This window comes from Aquimarina celericrescens (genome assembly GCF_042682765.1).
GTDB classification, from domain to species: Bacteria; Bacteroidota; Bacteroidia; order Flavobacteriales; family Flavobacteriaceae; genus Aquimarina; species Aquimarina celericrescens.
Genome location: NZ_JBHUHY010000007.1, coordinates 1 through 17,316, shown reverse-complemented (window position 1 = coordinate 17,316; position 17,316 = coordinate 1). Strand labels below are relative to the sequence as shown.

At 33.5% G+C, this 17,316-nt stretch carries 12 protein-coding genes and 1 tRNA gene; 4 read left to right on the top strand and 9 right to left on the bottom strand.

The window, feature by feature from the left end:
- Positions 1-30 precede the first annotated feature (30 nt).
- The 6 genes from ACFSJT_RS09090 to ACFSJT_RS09065 form a co-directional block, all read right to left on the bottom strand.
- Positions 31-1,533, bottom strand: coding sequence for a S8 family peptidase (locus ACFSJT_RS09090; protein ID WP_378319945.1), 1,503 nt, complete (start codon positions 1,531-1,533; stop codon positions 31-33).
- Between the two features lie 340 nt (positions 1,534-1,873).
- Positions 1,874-2,167: a Sec-independent protein translocase subunit TatA/TatB gene (locus tag ACFSJT_RS09085; protein WP_378319944.1), complete on the bottom strand. Its 294-nt coding sequence runs from the start codon at positions 2,165-2,167 to the stop codon at positions 1,874-1,876.
- A gap of 94 nt (positions 2,168-2,261) precedes the next feature.
- Positions 2,262-4,568, bottom strand: a complete 2,307-nt coding sequence (locus ACFSJT_RS09080) for a M1 family metallopeptidase (protein ID WP_378319943.1) — start codon at positions 4,566-4,568, stop codon at positions 2,262-2,264.
- Positions 4,569-4,629: 61 nt separating this feature from the next.
- Positions 4,630-5,130, bottom strand: coding sequence for a DUF6702 family protein (locus ACFSJT_RS09075; protein ID WP_378319942.1), 501 nt, complete (start codon positions 5,128-5,130; stop codon positions 4,630-4,632).
- Positions 5,131-5,231: 101 nt separating this feature from the next.
- Positions 5,232-5,987 (bottom strand): peptidase associated/transthyretin-like domain-containing protein, encoded by a 756-nt coding sequence (locus ACFSJT_RS09070; protein ID WP_378319941.1) that lies wholly within the window; start codon positions 5,985-5,987, stop codon positions 5,232-5,234.
- Positions 5,988-6,084: 97 nt separating this feature from the next.
- On the bottom strand, positions 6,085-6,876 hold the full coding sequence (locus tag ACFSJT_RS09065) for a carboxypeptidase-like regulatory domain-containing protein (RefSeq protein WP_378319940.1): 792 nt from the start codon (positions 6,874-6,876) through the stop codon (positions 6,085-6,087).
- 103 nt (positions 6,877-6,979) lie between these two features.
- On the opposite strand from ACFSJT_RS09065, the gene pepE reads away from it, so the two are divergent.
- The 3 genes from pepE to ACFSJT_RS09050 all read left to right on the top strand — a co-directional run bounded on the left by pepE (position 6,980) and on the right by ACFSJT_RS09050 (position 9,494).
- Complete coding sequence (gene pepE / locus ACFSJT_RS09060; protein ID WP_378319939.1) at positions 6,980-7,687, top strand: dipeptidase PepE; 708 nt, start codon at positions 6,980-6,982, stop codon at positions 7,685-7,687.
- A 9-nt stretch (positions 7,688-7,696) separates the two neighbouring features.
- Positions 7,697-8,611: a glutaminase gene (locus ACFSJT_RS09055; RefSeq protein WP_378319938.1), complete on the top strand. Its 915-nt coding sequence runs from the start codon at positions 7,697-7,699 to the stop codon at positions 8,609-8,611.
- Positions 8,612-8,720: 109 nt separating this feature from the next.
- A complete protein-coding gene (locus ACFSJT_RS09050) occupies positions 8,721-9,494 on the top strand; it encodes a class I SAM-dependent methyltransferase (RefSeq protein ID WP_378319937.1) in 774 nt (257 codons plus the stop codon).
- Here the strand turns inward: ACFSJT_RS09050 and ACFSJT_RS09045 are convergent.
- The 3 genes from ACFSJT_RS09045 to ACFSJT_RS09035 all read right to left on the bottom strand — a co-directional run bounded on the left by ACFSJT_RS09045 (position 9,491) and on the right by ACFSJT_RS09035 (position 13,644).
- Positions 9,491-10,426: a glycosyltransferase family 2 protein gene (locus tag ACFSJT_RS09045; protein ID WP_378319936.1), complete on the bottom strand. Its 936-nt coding sequence runs from the start codon at positions 10,424-10,426 to the stop codon at positions 9,491-9,493. The two genes, ACFSJT_RS09050 and ACFSJT_RS09045, sit on opposite strands and share 4 nt — an antisense overlap.
- An 11-nt stretch (positions 10,427-10,437) precedes the next feature.
- Positions 10,438-12,363, bottom strand: coding sequence for a tetratricopeptide repeat protein (locus tag ACFSJT_RS09040; RefSeq protein WP_378319935.1), 1,926 nt, complete (start codon positions 12,361-12,363; stop codon positions 10,438-10,440).
- A 1,208-nt stretch (positions 12,364-13,571) separates the two neighbouring features.
- Positions 13,572-13,644, bottom strand: a tRNA-Gly gene (locus tag ACFSJT_RS09035).
- A 312-nt stretch (positions 13,645-13,956) separates the two neighbouring features.
- Between ACFSJT_RS09035 and ACFSJT_RS09030 the strand changes: the two genes are divergently transcribed.
- A partial coding sequence (locus ACFSJT_RS09030) for a beta strand repeat-containing protein (RefSeq protein ID WP_378319934.1) occupies positions 13,957-17,316 on the top strand: 3,360 nt, incomplete at its 3' end.

The following is a 17,316-nucleotide window of genomic DNA, read 5'->3' as shown; positions in this document are numbered from 1 at the left end:
CTTTTTGTATTTCAATTACAAAATATTGACTTATTGAACTGCTTTGAGCGCATCAATATTGCCATAGCCGAACTTACTGTTACGATTAGGATAAAACTGTCCTGATCTTCTTAACTTGTCCAACACCTGATCTCTTGACATATTAGGATTACTCCCCCACACCAGAGCTGCGATTCCTGCAGTCATTGCAGTAGCTACAGACGATCCACTAACATAATCCCTAACCCCTGTATTAAAACCAATAACAGGAACATTTCTACTAGAATCTCCAGCCCGCTGCATTACAATCGTAAAATCGATTTTATTACCATCATGGCAAATATTACAACGATTATAACCATTATCCTTGATTCCGGTCACTGCTACAGTTTCACTCATACTAGCAGGAAAAATAACTCCATACCAATTGGTAAAAGTAGTCGATGTTCCTCCGGCAGCAACAATCAATTTTCCTTTCCCGTATGCATATTTTACGGCATCTTTTACATTACCAATTGACCACGGATATCCTATAGACATAGAAATAATCTTTACGTCATTTCTATTACCTAAAGCTTTTAATGCATTGCTCACTCCTTTACGTTCATGATAATCATTCAATACTACGTCAGATGTACCACGATACGCCACCAGATTACAATTATAAGCAACTCCTACAGGCATAAAGTCATTATTACGAGGAGATGCTATTGCTGATGCCATAGAAGTACCATGACCACATTTATCATTAGGACCATCTGTATTATTAGACCACCACCAGGGTGAATCTATATAGGTTCCATATCGCTCAACAGTTCGCTGATTCGAGTCACCATCATTAAAACCACTTCCTAATAGATTTTGACTAGCTGATATACCACTATCAATAAGACCCACTGTGATACCTGAACCAGTACTATAACCCCATGCCTGAGGTATTTTATGAATATCAAAATTCCACGGTAACCAGGAATTGGGAGAAATCACTCGATAATCATTACTATTTACATTTTCGCCACTTTCATCACATCCCAGGCCAGACTTTTCCTGAATATTAGCTTCCTCTAAGTAAAGGTTGTATCCAATTGGATCTATATATCTGATCTGATCGGCTGCCTGTAATTCAATAACCGTTTCAAGTTTAGTGATCTGAATATCTACAACATTAAGAATATCGTCATCACTCACTACTATATTTGACTTATTCGCTTGCTCTTCTTTTTGAACTATATCAAATATCATATTTTTAGCTTTTGTCAATCTTGGAGATCGCTGAGCTGTAGAAAAGCTTTCTCCTTTGTTTCCGTAGCCAACACTTAAAATTTTACCACCATGTATTGCAGCGCTCCATAAAACTACGGCCGGAGCATCTAACCATGCTATATCACCATTTGTTTTGAGCTGTTTTGCTATATAAGCATTGACTTCTTCCACAGAAAGTAATTTCTGGGAATTAAAAGATTCTGGAGTCTGATCATTGATTTCATTGGGGTTTTCTTGTTCACAAGAAAGTACGAAAAGTAACCCAAAAACGAAGAGAATAATTTTTTTCATTTTAAGAATAAGATTTATGAGTTTGTGTGTAAAAATTCCAAATGACGAATTCTTTAAAAGATAAGAATAATTATCATTTAGTTAGTTTCATAGCTAATATATTAAATATATCTTAAATATTTCAAATATTTATTGAAAGAATGATAATAAAAAGCCAGATGTTATGCTCGCATAGCACTAGATTAAAGGTTGAAATTTCCCCAAAACCCTTATAAACATTGAAGTTTGTTCGGAAAACAAACTCGCTTAAAAAAATTATAAAAAAATGGTGATTTTTTAAGAAATATCTAAAAAACAAAAGCAGAAATATCAAAAATCCTAATAAGAATAAAACAAAGATCTAGAATTTACGTTTTATTGGCCCGGTAACATCATCGATATCATCTTTGACCTGGTCTATTTCCTTTTTAATGTCTGACGTAATTGAAGAAGTAACATCAGTATCCAAGCCGTGCTTTTCTGCACTCTTGGTAATCTCGGTTTTTATATCGTTGGTAGCATCCTTTACTATGCGCATACCCTTACCCAGACCTCTTGCTATCTCGGGAATTTTATCTGCACCAAAAACCATTACCAGTATAAAAACGATAAAAGCTATTTCTGTTCCGCTAATAAATAAAGGCAGTATACTCATAACTCTACAAATATATAGAATATCTTAAAAAGAAAAGCCATCCCTGTGTATCAGGATGGCATATTTATGAAAATTTTATTTCTATTTGGTTACTTTACTGACCTTTAACTTTATTTTTAAATTGTTCGAACTTTCCTAACTTCTTTCTCTTTGGCCAGCTGTTGTTTGATGTATCGATATCTGCAGTTTCTTCATTAGGATCTACAACAATTTTGGTTATTGCTTTCTCTGATGCCAAAGCTTTTTTTACCTTATCATCATTCTTACGCCAAACCTCTGCAGGATACGTTATTGTTTCTGAACTCCCATCTTCATATGTATACTCAACGATTAAAGGCATGACTAATCCTCCAGGTTTTTCAAAAGTAATTTCGTAAAAGAATTTAGGATTCTTAATCCTTTCGCGTTCTTCTTCAGAAAAATTATCCATCAAATATTCTTTTAGATTACTCGCCTCTTCTATTAATCCATCATTGGCTTTAATCCTGTTGTAATCATCACTTCCTTCTTCTACCATAACAACAAGATCTGACGGATTTGCAAATCTTAGTCTTCTGTCGTTAGCCGCAAATTTTTGTGATTCTAAGGTAGGAATTTTAGAAACCACAAATTTCTTTACTTCACTTACTCCTATATCTGTATAATCGGTTGTATAGAACCAACCTCTCCAAAACCAATCCAGATCTACGGCAGAAGCATCTTCCATTGTTCTAAAAAAATCTTCGGGAGTTGGATGCTTAAACATCCAACGTTGCGAATAGGTTCTAAATGAATAATCAAAAAGATCTCTACCCATTACGGTTTCTCTAAGAATATTTAACCCTGTAGCCGGTTTAGCATAGGCATTTGGGCCAAACTGATGTATATTATTTGACTGCGTCATAATTGGCGAAAGACGATCTTGGTTTCCGCTCATGTAAGGAACAATCTTTTTTGCAGGTCCTCGTCTAGACGGATATGCTTTATCTTTACCTAGTGCCGCTGGATACCATTCCCCGAAATCTTGTTCAGCCACGTACTGCACAAAAGTGTTTAAACCTTCATCCATCCATGTCCACTGGCGTTCATCACTATTTACGATCATTGGGAAGAAGTTATGTCCTACCTCATGGATAATTACACTCATCATTCCGTATTTTACGCGGTCACTATAAGTTCCATCAGGATTTGGTCTTCCATAATTCCAGCAAATCATAGGGTATTCCATTCCTTGATTCTTCGCATGTACAGAAATTGCCTTGTGATACGGATAATCAAAAGTCATACGACTATACGACTTTAAGGTACTTGCTACTACTTTTGTAGACCAATCTTCCCATAAAGGATTTCCTTCTTTGGGATACATCGACACCGCCATAATGTCTTTTCCACCTATCTTAACAGCCATCATATCCCAAATAAATCTTCTAGAAGTGGCAAACCCAAAGTCACGCACATTTTCTGCTTTTAATTTCCAGGTCTTTTTCTTTTTTGAAAATGAATTCTCTTTGGCTACTGCTTCATCCTGAGTAACAATAACTACAGGTTCATCATATGATTTTTTCGCCTGTTCATAGCGGCTCATCATTTCTTTGGTAAACACTTCTTTTCTATTTACCAATACACCTGTTCCATCCAAAATATGATCTGCAGGAACGGTAATATTTACTTCAAAATTACCAAAGGGCAATGCAAACTCTCCACGTCCCCAAAATTGATGATTTTGCCAGCCTTCTACATCATTATATACCGCCATACGTGGATAAAATTGTGCAATCACGTAGGCTCTATTTCCATCTTCAAACTCTTCATATCCAGATCGACCTCTACCGTTTACATGATCATTAATATTATACCACCAATCAATTGAAAATACAAATTTACCTCCAGGCTCTAAATCCTTTGGCATCTCGATTCTCATCATTGTTCTGTTAATTGTATATTCTAATGATTTTCCGTTAACATCTTTAACCGATGTAATATTAAATCCACCATCAAATGGTTCGGCGAGATATTTTGTTAGAAAACCTTTTGGAGAACTTGCAAGGTCAATCCCGCCACCTTGAATAAGTGGAGTTTTGGAATCCTTGGCACGCATATTCTGATCTAATTGTACCCAAAGAAACTCCAAATTATCGGGAGAATTGTTGGTATAAGTAATGGTTTCTTTACCTGAAAGCTTTTTATTTTTATCATCAAGTTCGATATCCATTACATAATCTGCTTGTTGCTGATAATATGCAGAACCTGGAGCTCCCGAGGCAGTTCTGTACATATTTGGAGTAGCGAACTCCTCGTACATCTGCTTAAATTTATTTTGATTGGTATGACCTAATTCCCTGGTTTTTTCTTGACTCTGTGCATACGTTATTGAACTAGCCAATAAAGAACCCATTGTAAGAACGAACAATAATTTTTTCATTTTGAGATATGTGTTATATATATGAAAGTGCAAAATAACTGTTTTTTAAAATTTTAATGATTTATTTACTAAAATTTAACAGCCCTTCGCTCTTCCCCTTTTCCAGAATAAGACTTTTCCGTTGATTTTCTTTTTTTACGTGAACAATATTTTGTTGTTCTTCGAAAAGATCCATTAGGATCTCATTAGTGATTTCTATGGTTTCTAGAGATGGGATGTTCTCAATTTCTAAATAACACACCACAAGGTCATCTTCATATTCTTTACCTAAAAACGTAAAAGATACTTCCTTATCATTTACCTTGATTTTCAATTTTTGAGTGAAATACTTTTTAAAATATTCGTTTATTTTTAGATCATCTCCTTTAACATCCAATAGTATAGCATCATTATACCTTTCTTTCAGTACATTCTCTATATCATCAATAAAAACTCTGGTAATAATTTGCAAGGATTCTTGTTCTTTATTATACTCTATTTGAGTGACGCTCACATAAAACTTATGTGCCGTAAAAGAACTTAAAGTAAAGGTTATCAGTAAAAAAAATATGACTTTCTTCATTATTGAAATTGGTAAAACGCTAAATGTAATTAATTTTAAACTTTTGAATTAAAAAATTATGCCAAACTTAAATGTTAAGGTATCTCGAATTTATGATGCTATTAATCCAACTCTTTGTGTTGTTTGTATAACTTCGATTTTATTTGAAAAAATTCAAGCAAAAGAAGTCTTTGCTGTTCATGTAGCAAACTTTCAAAAGAATCATCTTCTGCACAGTAGTACATAAAATCTGATATTAAATTTTCTGGTACTCCTATAGAGTCGATAAAGAAAGAAGTATTTAGTATAATTTCTCCTTTGTTCACTATACTTTTAAAGTCTTCAATTTCTTTGATACGCTTTAATTTCTTTATTTTTCCGTTCAGATAATTAATTGGTCTCTCAATAATACCTGATTTTGCTGTGTATAATCTTCTTTCTGCCAAAGTAGGTTGTGGCTTATCACTAAAAGGAAGTCCTAATATTTGATTATCTACAAAAGGTTGTATTTCTATGGCGTGTGTATCTTTATTCAAATATCCCGAAAGTTCGACGTTGCTAATCCTTACTTTTTCTAATTGTTGAACTATTGGCTTCAAAATAATCGTAACATTTTTATTTTCAAGATGACTTTGATCAATAACAACCGAGGATGTTTCGTATTGAACAGACGAAAATACAATGGAGTCACCTATAGCTGCTGGAATTTTAAAAACACCTTTTTCGTCATTTGTCGTACCTATCTCTTTAGTATAATTTACGATATTTATGGCATAACCTTGTAACGAATCACCTAGAATTCTTCCTCTTAACATTTGAGATTGACCAAGAGCAGGGATAGAAATAATTAAAAAAACTAAAGATAGTAGTTTATTCATAAAGGTTCTTCTACGATCATCTACGACGACATAGTCTAAAGATCTTTTTAGAAAGACGATACAACCTATATGATATTACAATTATATGCTTTACAAACTACTGTTGTTGCTTATATAGTTTACTTTGAAGGACCAAAAACTGAAGAAGGTCTAACTCTTTTCCTGATTCGAAATATTTATTGTTCAATCCATTATCCTCTGCAAAAAAAATGAAGTCGTTTATTTGATGAATTTCTAAAGCTAAATAATTTTTAAAAAAATCATCATTATACATTTTACGCATTCTTACATCGATATCGGACGCATGATTTTTCTTTTTGGCTTCCTCTTTATCTTTAAAAACTAATTTAAAGAGATTGACAAAATTTAATCCATTGATCATTCTATCCTCTAGGAACACCGTATTCTCTACTGTAGATAACTCATCTGGTCTAAAATCATAATCTGTATCATTAACCCGAACTGAAGTCTGCTTAGAAACTTCTCCTATACCACTCTCACTATAGCCAATTTTTTTTACATCAACAGTAACATTACCATTTAGGTCATAGGGTGTCACTACTACTTCTTCAAGTTGATTAACAGATTCGTTGAGAAAGATATTTAGTTTTTTGCTATCTACTATTCCTTTGTCTACCAAAATGATAAAATGTTGGTATTGCATAGCCACGACTTCAATCCTGTCATTAATTCCAACGCTCAATCTAAACATCCCATCCTTGTTGGTAATTGTTCCTTTGTCCGTACTTCGATTATAAACGACAACTCCTTCGACATCATCTCCAATGGGTGCACTCACTTTTCCATCAATCATAACTCTAGACGTAATTTGTGCATTAGAAATAGTAAGGGTACAGCAGATTAAAAGGGTAGAAAGCCATATTTTCATATCAAATATTATTAATTTATTTTTTGAAGATACCATATTTTTTTATTTTCCGTAAAGATTTGAGATATAAGAAAACGTTAAACTACCTTTATAAAAAAAATTAATGAGAAACTGTATTATAGCCAGTACTTCGACCCTTCATGGAAGTGGTCCTTTGGAATATTTACAAGAAGCTCTAAATGAGTTGTTTGAAGGGATTAATGAAATTCTTTTTATTCCTTATGCCCGTCCTGGCGGAATTTCACATGATGAATATACTATTGGTGTCAATAATATCTTTAAAAAGATAAACAAAAGAATAATGGGTATTCATATGTTTGAAGATCCCCTTGAAGCCGTGAAAAATGCTAAAGGTATATATACCGGAGGTGGCAATACATTTCTACTGGTAGATCAGTTATATCGTAAAGGAGTTATAGAACCATTAAAAGAAAAAATACTTTCTGGAACGCCTTATTTGGGAACCAGTGCCGGGAGTAATATTTGTGGTCTCACGATGCAAACTACCAATGATATGCCAATTGTTTATCCACCAAATTTTAGAACATTGGGAGTATTTCCTTTTAACATCAATGCACATTACCTTGATCCAGATCCCAATTCTAAGCATAAAGGTGAAACCAGAGAAACCAGAATCAAAGAATTCCATAACCTGAACCCCCAACCAGTGGTCGGGCTAAGGGAAGGCAGTTGGTTAAGAATTATAAATGAAGACATTGTTTTAGAAGGCGGTTTATCGGCTAGAATTTTTGAGCAAAACAAGACTCCCTACGAAATGAACTCGGGAAACTCATTATCCAACTTACATTAAAATCTCATTTTGAAATATCAACAGATACTAAATACAATTCAATCAGACCTGGCCACTACACCTTATGCGGGTAAAGTAGCTACATATATTCCTGAATTGGCAAAAATATCTCCTAAAAAATTGGGAATGCATTTATATTGCATCAATTCTGGACATTATAGCTTTGGGGATAATGATGAACGATTTTCTATTCAAAGTATCTCAAAGGTATTTGGTTTAACACTCGCAATGTCTTTATTAAATGATGAGCTTTTTAAACGTGTAGATGTTGAACCTTCAGGAAACGCTTTCAATTCTTTAATACAGTTAGAATATGAAAATGGCATCCCCAGAAATCCTTTTATTAATGCGGGAGCTTTGGTTATTTCGGATGTTTTAATTTCGACTCTAAAAAATCCCAAAAAGAGTTTTTTGGAGTTCATTCATGATATTACCGGAAATACTAGTATAGCTATTAATCAAGAAGTTTTTAATTCTGAAAAAGAATGTAGTTTTCGAAATGCAGCTTTGTTAAATCTTATGAAATCGTTTGGTAACATCAAAAATGAGATTGAAGAAGTCTTAGATTTTTATATCTACCAATGTGCGATAGAAATGTCATGTAAAGAACTAGCAACGGCATTTATGATATATGCCAATGGTGGTAAAAAACTATCTAACGGACAACAAATTATTTCTTCTCAAAAAACAAAACGCATTAATGCCGTGATGCAAACTTGTGGTTTTTATGATGAAGCAGGCGAGTTTAGCTTTAGAGTAGGCTTACCTGGAAAAAGTGGTGTTGGCGGCGGTATTGCAGCGATACACCCCGAGCAATATGCCGTAACGGTTTGGAGTCCCCCGTTAAACCCTAAAGGCAATTCTGAATTAGGAATGTATGCTTTGGAGCGGTTGACTACGCTTACTGGGTTTTCGATTTTCTAAATATTAAAAAATATCTTGCGCAATAAGAAAACTGATTAAATCATTATTTTCAATAACTTGCAAAACTAACAACCGAAATTGAAGGTTTTTTATTAATAAAATTAATTGCATGAGTAATCTTATAGAACAACAGCGAGAACATTTTGAAAATATCTCCGAAAAATATTACAATGCAAGAAAATCTACAAATCATTTGTATCTGAAAGAATTAATGTGGAGTTTCTTCTTTAAAAATAAAGATCAATTAAAAAATAAGGATCTTTCTGTATTAGAACCCATGTGTGGCTATTCTGAAGGAAAATCAATTCTTGAAAGCAACATAGGTGTTCTAGGATCTTATGAAGGATTTGATTATAGCTCAGTCTTAATTGAAAAAGTCAAGGCAGCGAATAAAGACCTAAATGTATACGTTCAAGACATTTCAACTTTCGAAAGTGATAAAAAATTTGATATCATCATCATCATCGGTGGTCTGCATCACGTACCTTCTATGTGTGAAACAGTAGTACAACGTTTAAAAAACAATCTGGCTTCAAATGGAGTTTTTATAGTATTAGAGCCTACACACAATAATATCATTTTCAGAAAAATTAGAGAGCGTATCTATAATAAGAATACACTATTTGATGAAGAAACTGAAAAAGCTTTTCGATTAAAAGAGTTGAATGATTTATTTCTTAATAATGGATACACATTAGCAGATCAAATGTATCCTGGATTACTTTCATACATTTTATTTTATAACCCAGATGCTTTTCCATTTTTAAATATTGGAGGAAAAGGCTTAGTCAAATTAGTGTTTAAAATAGATTCGTTATTTTTTAGAAATTATATTGGTAAAAAATTATCGTTTGCTACGTTAAGTATGTTTACGAAAGGTTAATTATTGGTACCCGTTTTTTTCTTTATTAAATACAAAGGCCTTGATTTGGTTTCATTAAATATTCGGGATACATATTCGCCTATTATTGATAAAATCAATAACTGTATACCCCCCAAGACCAGAATTGTTATAAGTATAGAAGTCCATCCTTCAACGTTAACTCCGGTGAAATAATTATAAAGTATAAATGCTGCATAGATAATGCCGGTAATAAAAAAAATCAAACCTAAATACAATGATATTCTTAAAGGTTTCGAAGACATGGTTGTGATCCCATTTATCGCCAGTTTGATCATTTTTTTAAAGGTATACGAAGATTTTCCTGAAAATCTGGAATTCGCTTTATATTCAACAACGCCCTGATTAAATCCAATCCAACTCACAAGTCCTCTGGTAAAACGATCATGCTCTTTTATACTTAGAAAAGCGTTTACAGTTTCTCTACTCATCAATCTAAAATCAGCGCTAAATGGTTCTACTTTAATATCAGATAGTTTATTGATAATTGTATAAAATAATGTTGATGTTTTCTTTTTGAAAAATGAGATAGACTCAGGATCAATTCTTCTGGTATTTACAATATCATATCCATCCTCGTATTTTTTAATTAACTCTGGAATTATATTTGGAGGATGCTGCAGGTCTCCATCCATTGTAATTACCACATCGCCAGTTGATTTTTCTAAACCTGCAAGCAGTGCAATTTGATGTCCGAAATTTCGAGAAAGCGATATTCCTGATACAAACTTATTTTCAAGCGATATTTTTTCTATTTCACTAAATGTATTATCCTTACTACCATCATCTACAAAAATAACTTCACTAGAGAAAGTTAACACATTAATTACATCAATCAACTCCTTAAAAAGCTCTTGAATGTTACTTTCTTCATTAAAACAAGGTACTACTATGGACAGTTTTGAAATACTCATTAAAATGAATCTTAGTTATTTCTTTTTTTGACTTCTCTGGCCAACATGGCTAGATATCCCTGATTTACTTTATATCCAAGTTTTTTAGCTTGCAAGGCATCTTTTAAAGCAAGTTTCCAATTATTGATACTTACTCTTGCAACAGATCTGGAAAAATAATATTTAGATTTTTTATCATCAATACTAATAGCTTTGGAAAGGTATTTTTCAGCCTCTCTATAATTTTTCAACGTTAAATAACTGTGCCCAACTATATAAAAAATATAACTATCATTAGTTTGATTAGAATTTATAGTTTTAAGAGCATCTTCTAATGCTTTTTGATATTTGTTTTCTTTAAAATAAAACTTGGCTCGTGAAATCAAATACCTCTCATTATCAGGAGAAAATTCTAAAAGCTTATTTAAATCTTTCAAATATTTCTCTTTCTGATTGGTTACAAAATACAAGTAAGCTCGATTTTCATAAGCATGTTCGTAACCCGGGTGTAATGAAATTGCTCTAGAAACGTGATAGAAAGCACTATCGTATTGTTTTTGTTCATAATACAACTTCGTAATATTATTATGGGCCAAAAAATAATTTGGGCTTAGTTTTATAGATTTTTTGTACAGAATTTTTGCCGTATCCAACTTACCTTGATTTCTATAGTAATAACCCAGACTATTATACGCAAAAGGATTCATAGGATTTACTTCCAAAGCTTGACTCCATAAGTTTTTATTGTTTCTAAAAACATTAACTCTGTTAAATGACACTATCGAAAATGAAACTATAAAAAACAAAGACAAAATAATAAACCAAGACTTATTCACAATCCTTATCTTTTCCTTTAAATAAGAAAGGGATTGATAAAATATAACAGAAAAACCGATTATAGCAACATAAGCGTATCGATCTGCCATATGTGAATCCCTTAAATGAAAAAATGCAAAAGCTAAGGCTAGACTTAAAAATCCCAAGCTCCACAAAAACCCGAACCTAAATATTTTATCTTTAAAAGAAATAAAACATCCTAAAAGTATAAGCCCAAAAGCTAACAACACATTGAAAATAGAAATATTCGATTGATTATCTGGATAAGGGTAAGAGTATGATAATTCGAATGGAAATAAAAAGTTATAGCAATACAATAAAAAAGTTTTTGACAAAAGTGCTATCTTTTGATAAAATGAAACATTTCTATCAATGATACTTGGACCTCCTGTTTTGGTAATTTCTACTGTTATCAATCCGAAAATAAGTATTATGACAATGCAAAGAGTCATTTCTACTATAAATCTCTTGTTCCAAATCGAATCAAACTTTATTAAATTTATTAGAAACAATCCAATAGGAAATAAAATAGCTTGTTCCTTTGTCAACAAAGCCAGAATATAGCATACAAAAACTGGGATTAATCGATGTTTTTCAAAATTACTTTCTAAATATTTTAAATAGAAGAAATATCCTAAAAACATTAACAATACCGCATTTCTAAAAATAACGGATATCCAACCAATAGTTTCCACCTGCATAGGGTGTATAGCAAAAAATAAGACAACAATTACAAGAAATAACTTATCTTGAAAAAGTTTGCCAAAAACTTTGAATAACAGAAATATATTCAAAAGATGCACTAATAAAGCACAAATCTTGAAAGCCGTTGCGTTTTCACCAAAGAAATAATAAATAACAGCATGGTAAACCTCCCCTAAAGGAGAGTATTGCCCCCCTTGTAGTGTAGTAAATATGTTTTTTATTGATTGCCATGATAAATTGATCACATTTTCATTTTCATAGATATACCAATTGTCATCATACGACAAAAATTCTGAACCCGTAAAAACTGAACTGAAAACAATTAAGGTAACGACTATAATACTTAATATAATCTTTTGTGAACTAATGTTTTGCACAACTTCTTCATAGTTAACCAAAAAATTTTTCAAGTGCATAGGTGGTAGTTTTTTCAGTAAATATAATAAAATATTAGTGCCAGAAAAGAATTGTCTTTAATCAGAACTCTTTAGAAATTAGGTCCTGTTTGAATGAAAATGAAGGAACTTATTCATAAAAAGTTATTATCTATTTCTTTTTCTAACATCTCTAATCAGTGCATTGTAATAATTAGTATTTACTTTATATCCTTTTTCTTTTACTTTAACAATGTCTATTACTGCAACAATCTATCGATTGATTTATACTTTGGTTAAGGAACGTAGATAGAAATTCTTACCATCATCAGGAGTTAACTTGATTGCTTTTAAGAAAAAATATTCAACAAGATCTATCTGTTTTTTCCATCAGTAATTTCTAAATCGCAATAAAATACTGAGGGTTTACTTTAACTACATTCAATCAAATACTTATGTGACATCGATACTATATTAAAAGAAAAAATAGCAAATAAAAAACTGCATTTCGAAATATAAATGACAGCCAACCAATTGTTTTAACTTGCATCGGGTGAATAGCAAAAAAAAGGTTACCATACTGACCTATAATTTATCTTTGAAAATACTTTTCAAAATATTGAACAGTAAAAAATATTGAGAAGATGAACTAATAATGCTACTATCCAGAATGTTGTGGCGTGATTACCAAATATGTAAAATAATAAATAATTATAGACTTCACCTTAAGGAAAATATTGCCCAGCTAAGGGAGATAAATACACATTTTTAATTGAATCCCACGAAAAATTAATTACATTTTTATTTTTGTATATATACCAATTATCATTTTAGGTTAAAAACTCTGAACCCATAAAAATCCGACTAAAAACAATTATACTAATACTAATCAGTATAATAGAAAATAATATCTTTTGGGGATTTGTTTTTTGTAAAATTTCTTTATGATTAATACCAAAATATTTAGCCAACAAAAACATCTATTTTGTTGTGAATATAATAAATTAAGATAAGCGAATCTTTATATAAGAACATATCACAAACTCTCTTAGTTCCAAATGCATTATCACTGTTTAATCCCAATTATTCTCTACCTGGGATATATTTACAAAAAAAATAGGAAACCGTATCAAATTCTTTTACGTAAGTATAATAGTTAACATCATACAATAATGCTCATAACAATAAATCTAAATTCGTGAATATAAAGTAGGAAATCAAAAACCTTGTTATTTTATGACAGGGTTTAGAGCGGGAGACCGGGTTCGAACCGGCGACATTCAGCTTGGAAGGCTGACGCTCTACCAACTGAGCTACTCCCGCTTTTATGGGGTAAATGTATAAGATTTAATCAGAAAAATAAAATTTTAAATTAAAAATATAAAAAGTAACGAGCAAGTTGTTAATTTTACGGTTTTACCGTAATATATATAAAGGCTAAAACGTATTTTATCGATAAAAATTGCTGTTAGTCCGAAAAAAAATGTATTTTTGTTAATAAATTTTTAATTATTTAAGTAGTTATAACTAATATTGTTAGCAAAACGATTTTAAAGAACTACTTTAAAATATATAAATGTCATCGTCATTATTATAATTTAAAAGCCTATTTATCGTAAAGAAATACCCAATACTATGAACGTAAGAATTACCCTAATTCTACTACTTTTATTGCATACCAGTACGTTACTTTCACAAGTAAAAGTAGGAGACGCCCCAAATACAATCGACCCTTCATCTTTACTTGAATTAGAAAGTGCTGATAAGGTTTTTGTTTTAACAAGAGTGACTAATAGTCAAATGAATCTTATAACTCCTCTCTCAGGAGCTATGGTTTATAATACTGACCAAGGTTGTGTATTTCAATACGATGGTTCCGTATGGCAGTCCTTATGTTCTGTAAGTTTTACGGAAACGATTACTTTTATTGTAGATAATAATGATGGTACTTTTACCTATACTAATGAAGAAGGAACTCCAGTAACCATTAATAAAGCCCAATTAACCGATCTTGGTAATGGTACTTTCACTTTTGATAACGGTAATGGGACACCGATTAACTTTGTTGGTACCGATGATCAAAATGCAAGTGAGGTAACTTTAAATCCATCTTTTGACTTAAATGGAGATTCCGTAAACGAAAATACTGTACAAGAAGCTCTCGAAGCTTTAGCTACAAGGCCAGGTACTAATAATGTAAGCTTTACCGAAGACGGAACGAATTTGATTATCACCGATTCTGATGGTAGTACGGTGGCGATTGCACTGGCAGATATTGATACCAATACTACGAATGCTTCCTTAACTGAAGATGGAACGAATTTGATCATTACTGATTCCGATGGAAGTACCGTAGCCATCGCATTAGCGGATATTGATACCAATACAACCAATGCTTCTTTAACTGAAGACGGAACAAATTTAATTATCACTGATTCCGATGGTAGTACGGTGGCGATTGCACTAGCGGATATCGATACCAATACAACCAATGCTTCTTTTACCGAAGATGGAACGAATTTAATTATCACTGATTCCGATGGAAGTACGGTGGCGATTGCATTAGCGGATATTGATACCAATACGACCAATGCTTCTTTAACTGAAGATGGAACGAATTTGATCATCACTGATTCTGATGGAAGTACGGTGGCGATTGCATTAGCAGATATCGATACGAATACAACCAATGCTTCCTTAACTGAAGATGGAACGAATTTAATTATCACTGATTCCGATGGAAGTACGGTGGCGATTGCACTGGCAGATATCGATACGAATACGACCAATGCTTCCTTAACTGAAGATGGAACGAATTTGATCATCACTGATTCCGATGGAAGTACGGTGGCGATTGCACTGGCGGATATTGATACCAATACAACCAACGCTTCCTTTACCGAAGACGGAACCAATTTGATCATCACTGATTCTGATGGAAGTACGGTGGCGATTGCATTAGCAGATATTGATACTAATACTACGAATGCTTCTTTTACCGAAGATGGAACGAACCTGATCATTACTGATTCCGATGGTAGCACGGTAGCGATTGCATTAGCGGATATTGATACCAATACAACCAATGCTTCCTTTACCGAAGACGGAACCAACCTGATCATTACTGATTCCGATGGAAGTACGGTGGCGATTGCATTAGCGGATATTGATACCAATACAACCAATGCTTCTTTAACTGAAGACGGAACGAATTTGATCATCACTGATTCCGATGGTAGTACTGTAGCCATTGCACTAGCGGATATTGATACCAACACAACCAATGCTTCTTTTACCGAAGACGGAACGAATTTGATCATCACTGATTCTGATGGAAGTACCGTAGCCATCGCATTAGCGGATATCGATACCAACACGACCAATGCTTCCTTAACCGAAGATGGAACGAACCTGATCATTACCGATTCCGATGGTAGCACGGTGGCTATCGCATTAGCAGATATTGATACTAATACTACCAATGCTTCCTTTACCGAAGACGGAACGAATTTGATCATTACCGATTCCGATGGTAGTACGGTGGCGATTGCACTGGCAGATATTGATACCAATACAACCAATGCTTCCTTTACCGAAGATGGAACGAATTTGATCATCACTGATTCTGATGGAAGTACGGTGGCGATTGCATTAGCGGATATTGATACCAATACAACCAATGCTTCCTTAACTGAAGACGGAACGAATTTGATCATCACTGATTCCGATGGTAGTACGGTGGCGATTGCACTAGCGGATATTGATACCAATACAACCAATGCAAGTCTTACTGAAGATGGAACCAACTTAATCTTAACAGACTCTGATGGTAGTACGGTGGCGATTGCACTGGCGGATATTGATACCAATACAACCAATGCAAGTCTTACTGAAGATGGAACCAACTTAATCTTAACAGACTCTGATGGTAGTACGGTGGCGATTGCACTGGCAGATATCGATACGAATACGACCAATGCTTCCTTAACTGAAGATGGAACGAATTTAATTATCACTGATTCTGATGGAAGTACGGTGACGATTGCATTAGCGGATATTGATACCAATACAACCAATGCTTCTTTAACTGAAGACGGAACCAACCTGATCATTACTGATTCCGATGGTAGTACGGTGGCGATTGCACTGGCAGATATTGATACGAATACTACGAATGCTTCTTTAACTGAAGACGGAACCAATTTGATCATCACTGATTCTGATGGAAGTACGGTGGCGATTGCATTAGCGGATATTGATACCAATACAACCAATGCTTCTTTTACTGAAGATGGAACGAATTTGATCATTACTGATTCTGATGGAAGTACTGTAGCGATCGCACTGGCAGATATCGATACGAATACTACGAATGCTTCTTTAACTGAAGATGGAACGAATTTGATCATTACTGATTCCGATGGAAGTACGGTGGCGATTGCACTGGCAGATATTGATACGAATACGACCAATGCTTCTTTAACTGAAGACGGAACCAATTTAATTATCACTGATTCTGATGGTAGTACGGTGGCGATTGCACTAGCGGATATTGACACCAACACAACCAATGCTTCCTTAACTGAAGATGGAACTAACCTTATCATCACCGATTCCGATGGTAGTACTGTAGCCATTGCACTGGCAGATATCGCAGCAGAAACAGATACTAATACAACCAATGCAAGTCTTACTGAAGATGGAACCAACTTGATCATCACTGATTCCGATGGTAGTACGGTGGCGATTGCACTGGCAGATATCGCAGCAGAAACAGATACCAATACAACCAATGCAAGTCTTACTGAAGACGGAACCAACTTAATCTTAACAGACTCTGATGGAAGTACGGTGGCGATTGCATTAGCGGATATCGATACCAATACGACTAATGCTTCCTTAACTGAAGATGGAACGAATTTAATTATCACTGATTCCGATGGAAGTACGGTGGCGATTGCATTAGCGGATATTGATACCAATACAACCAATGCT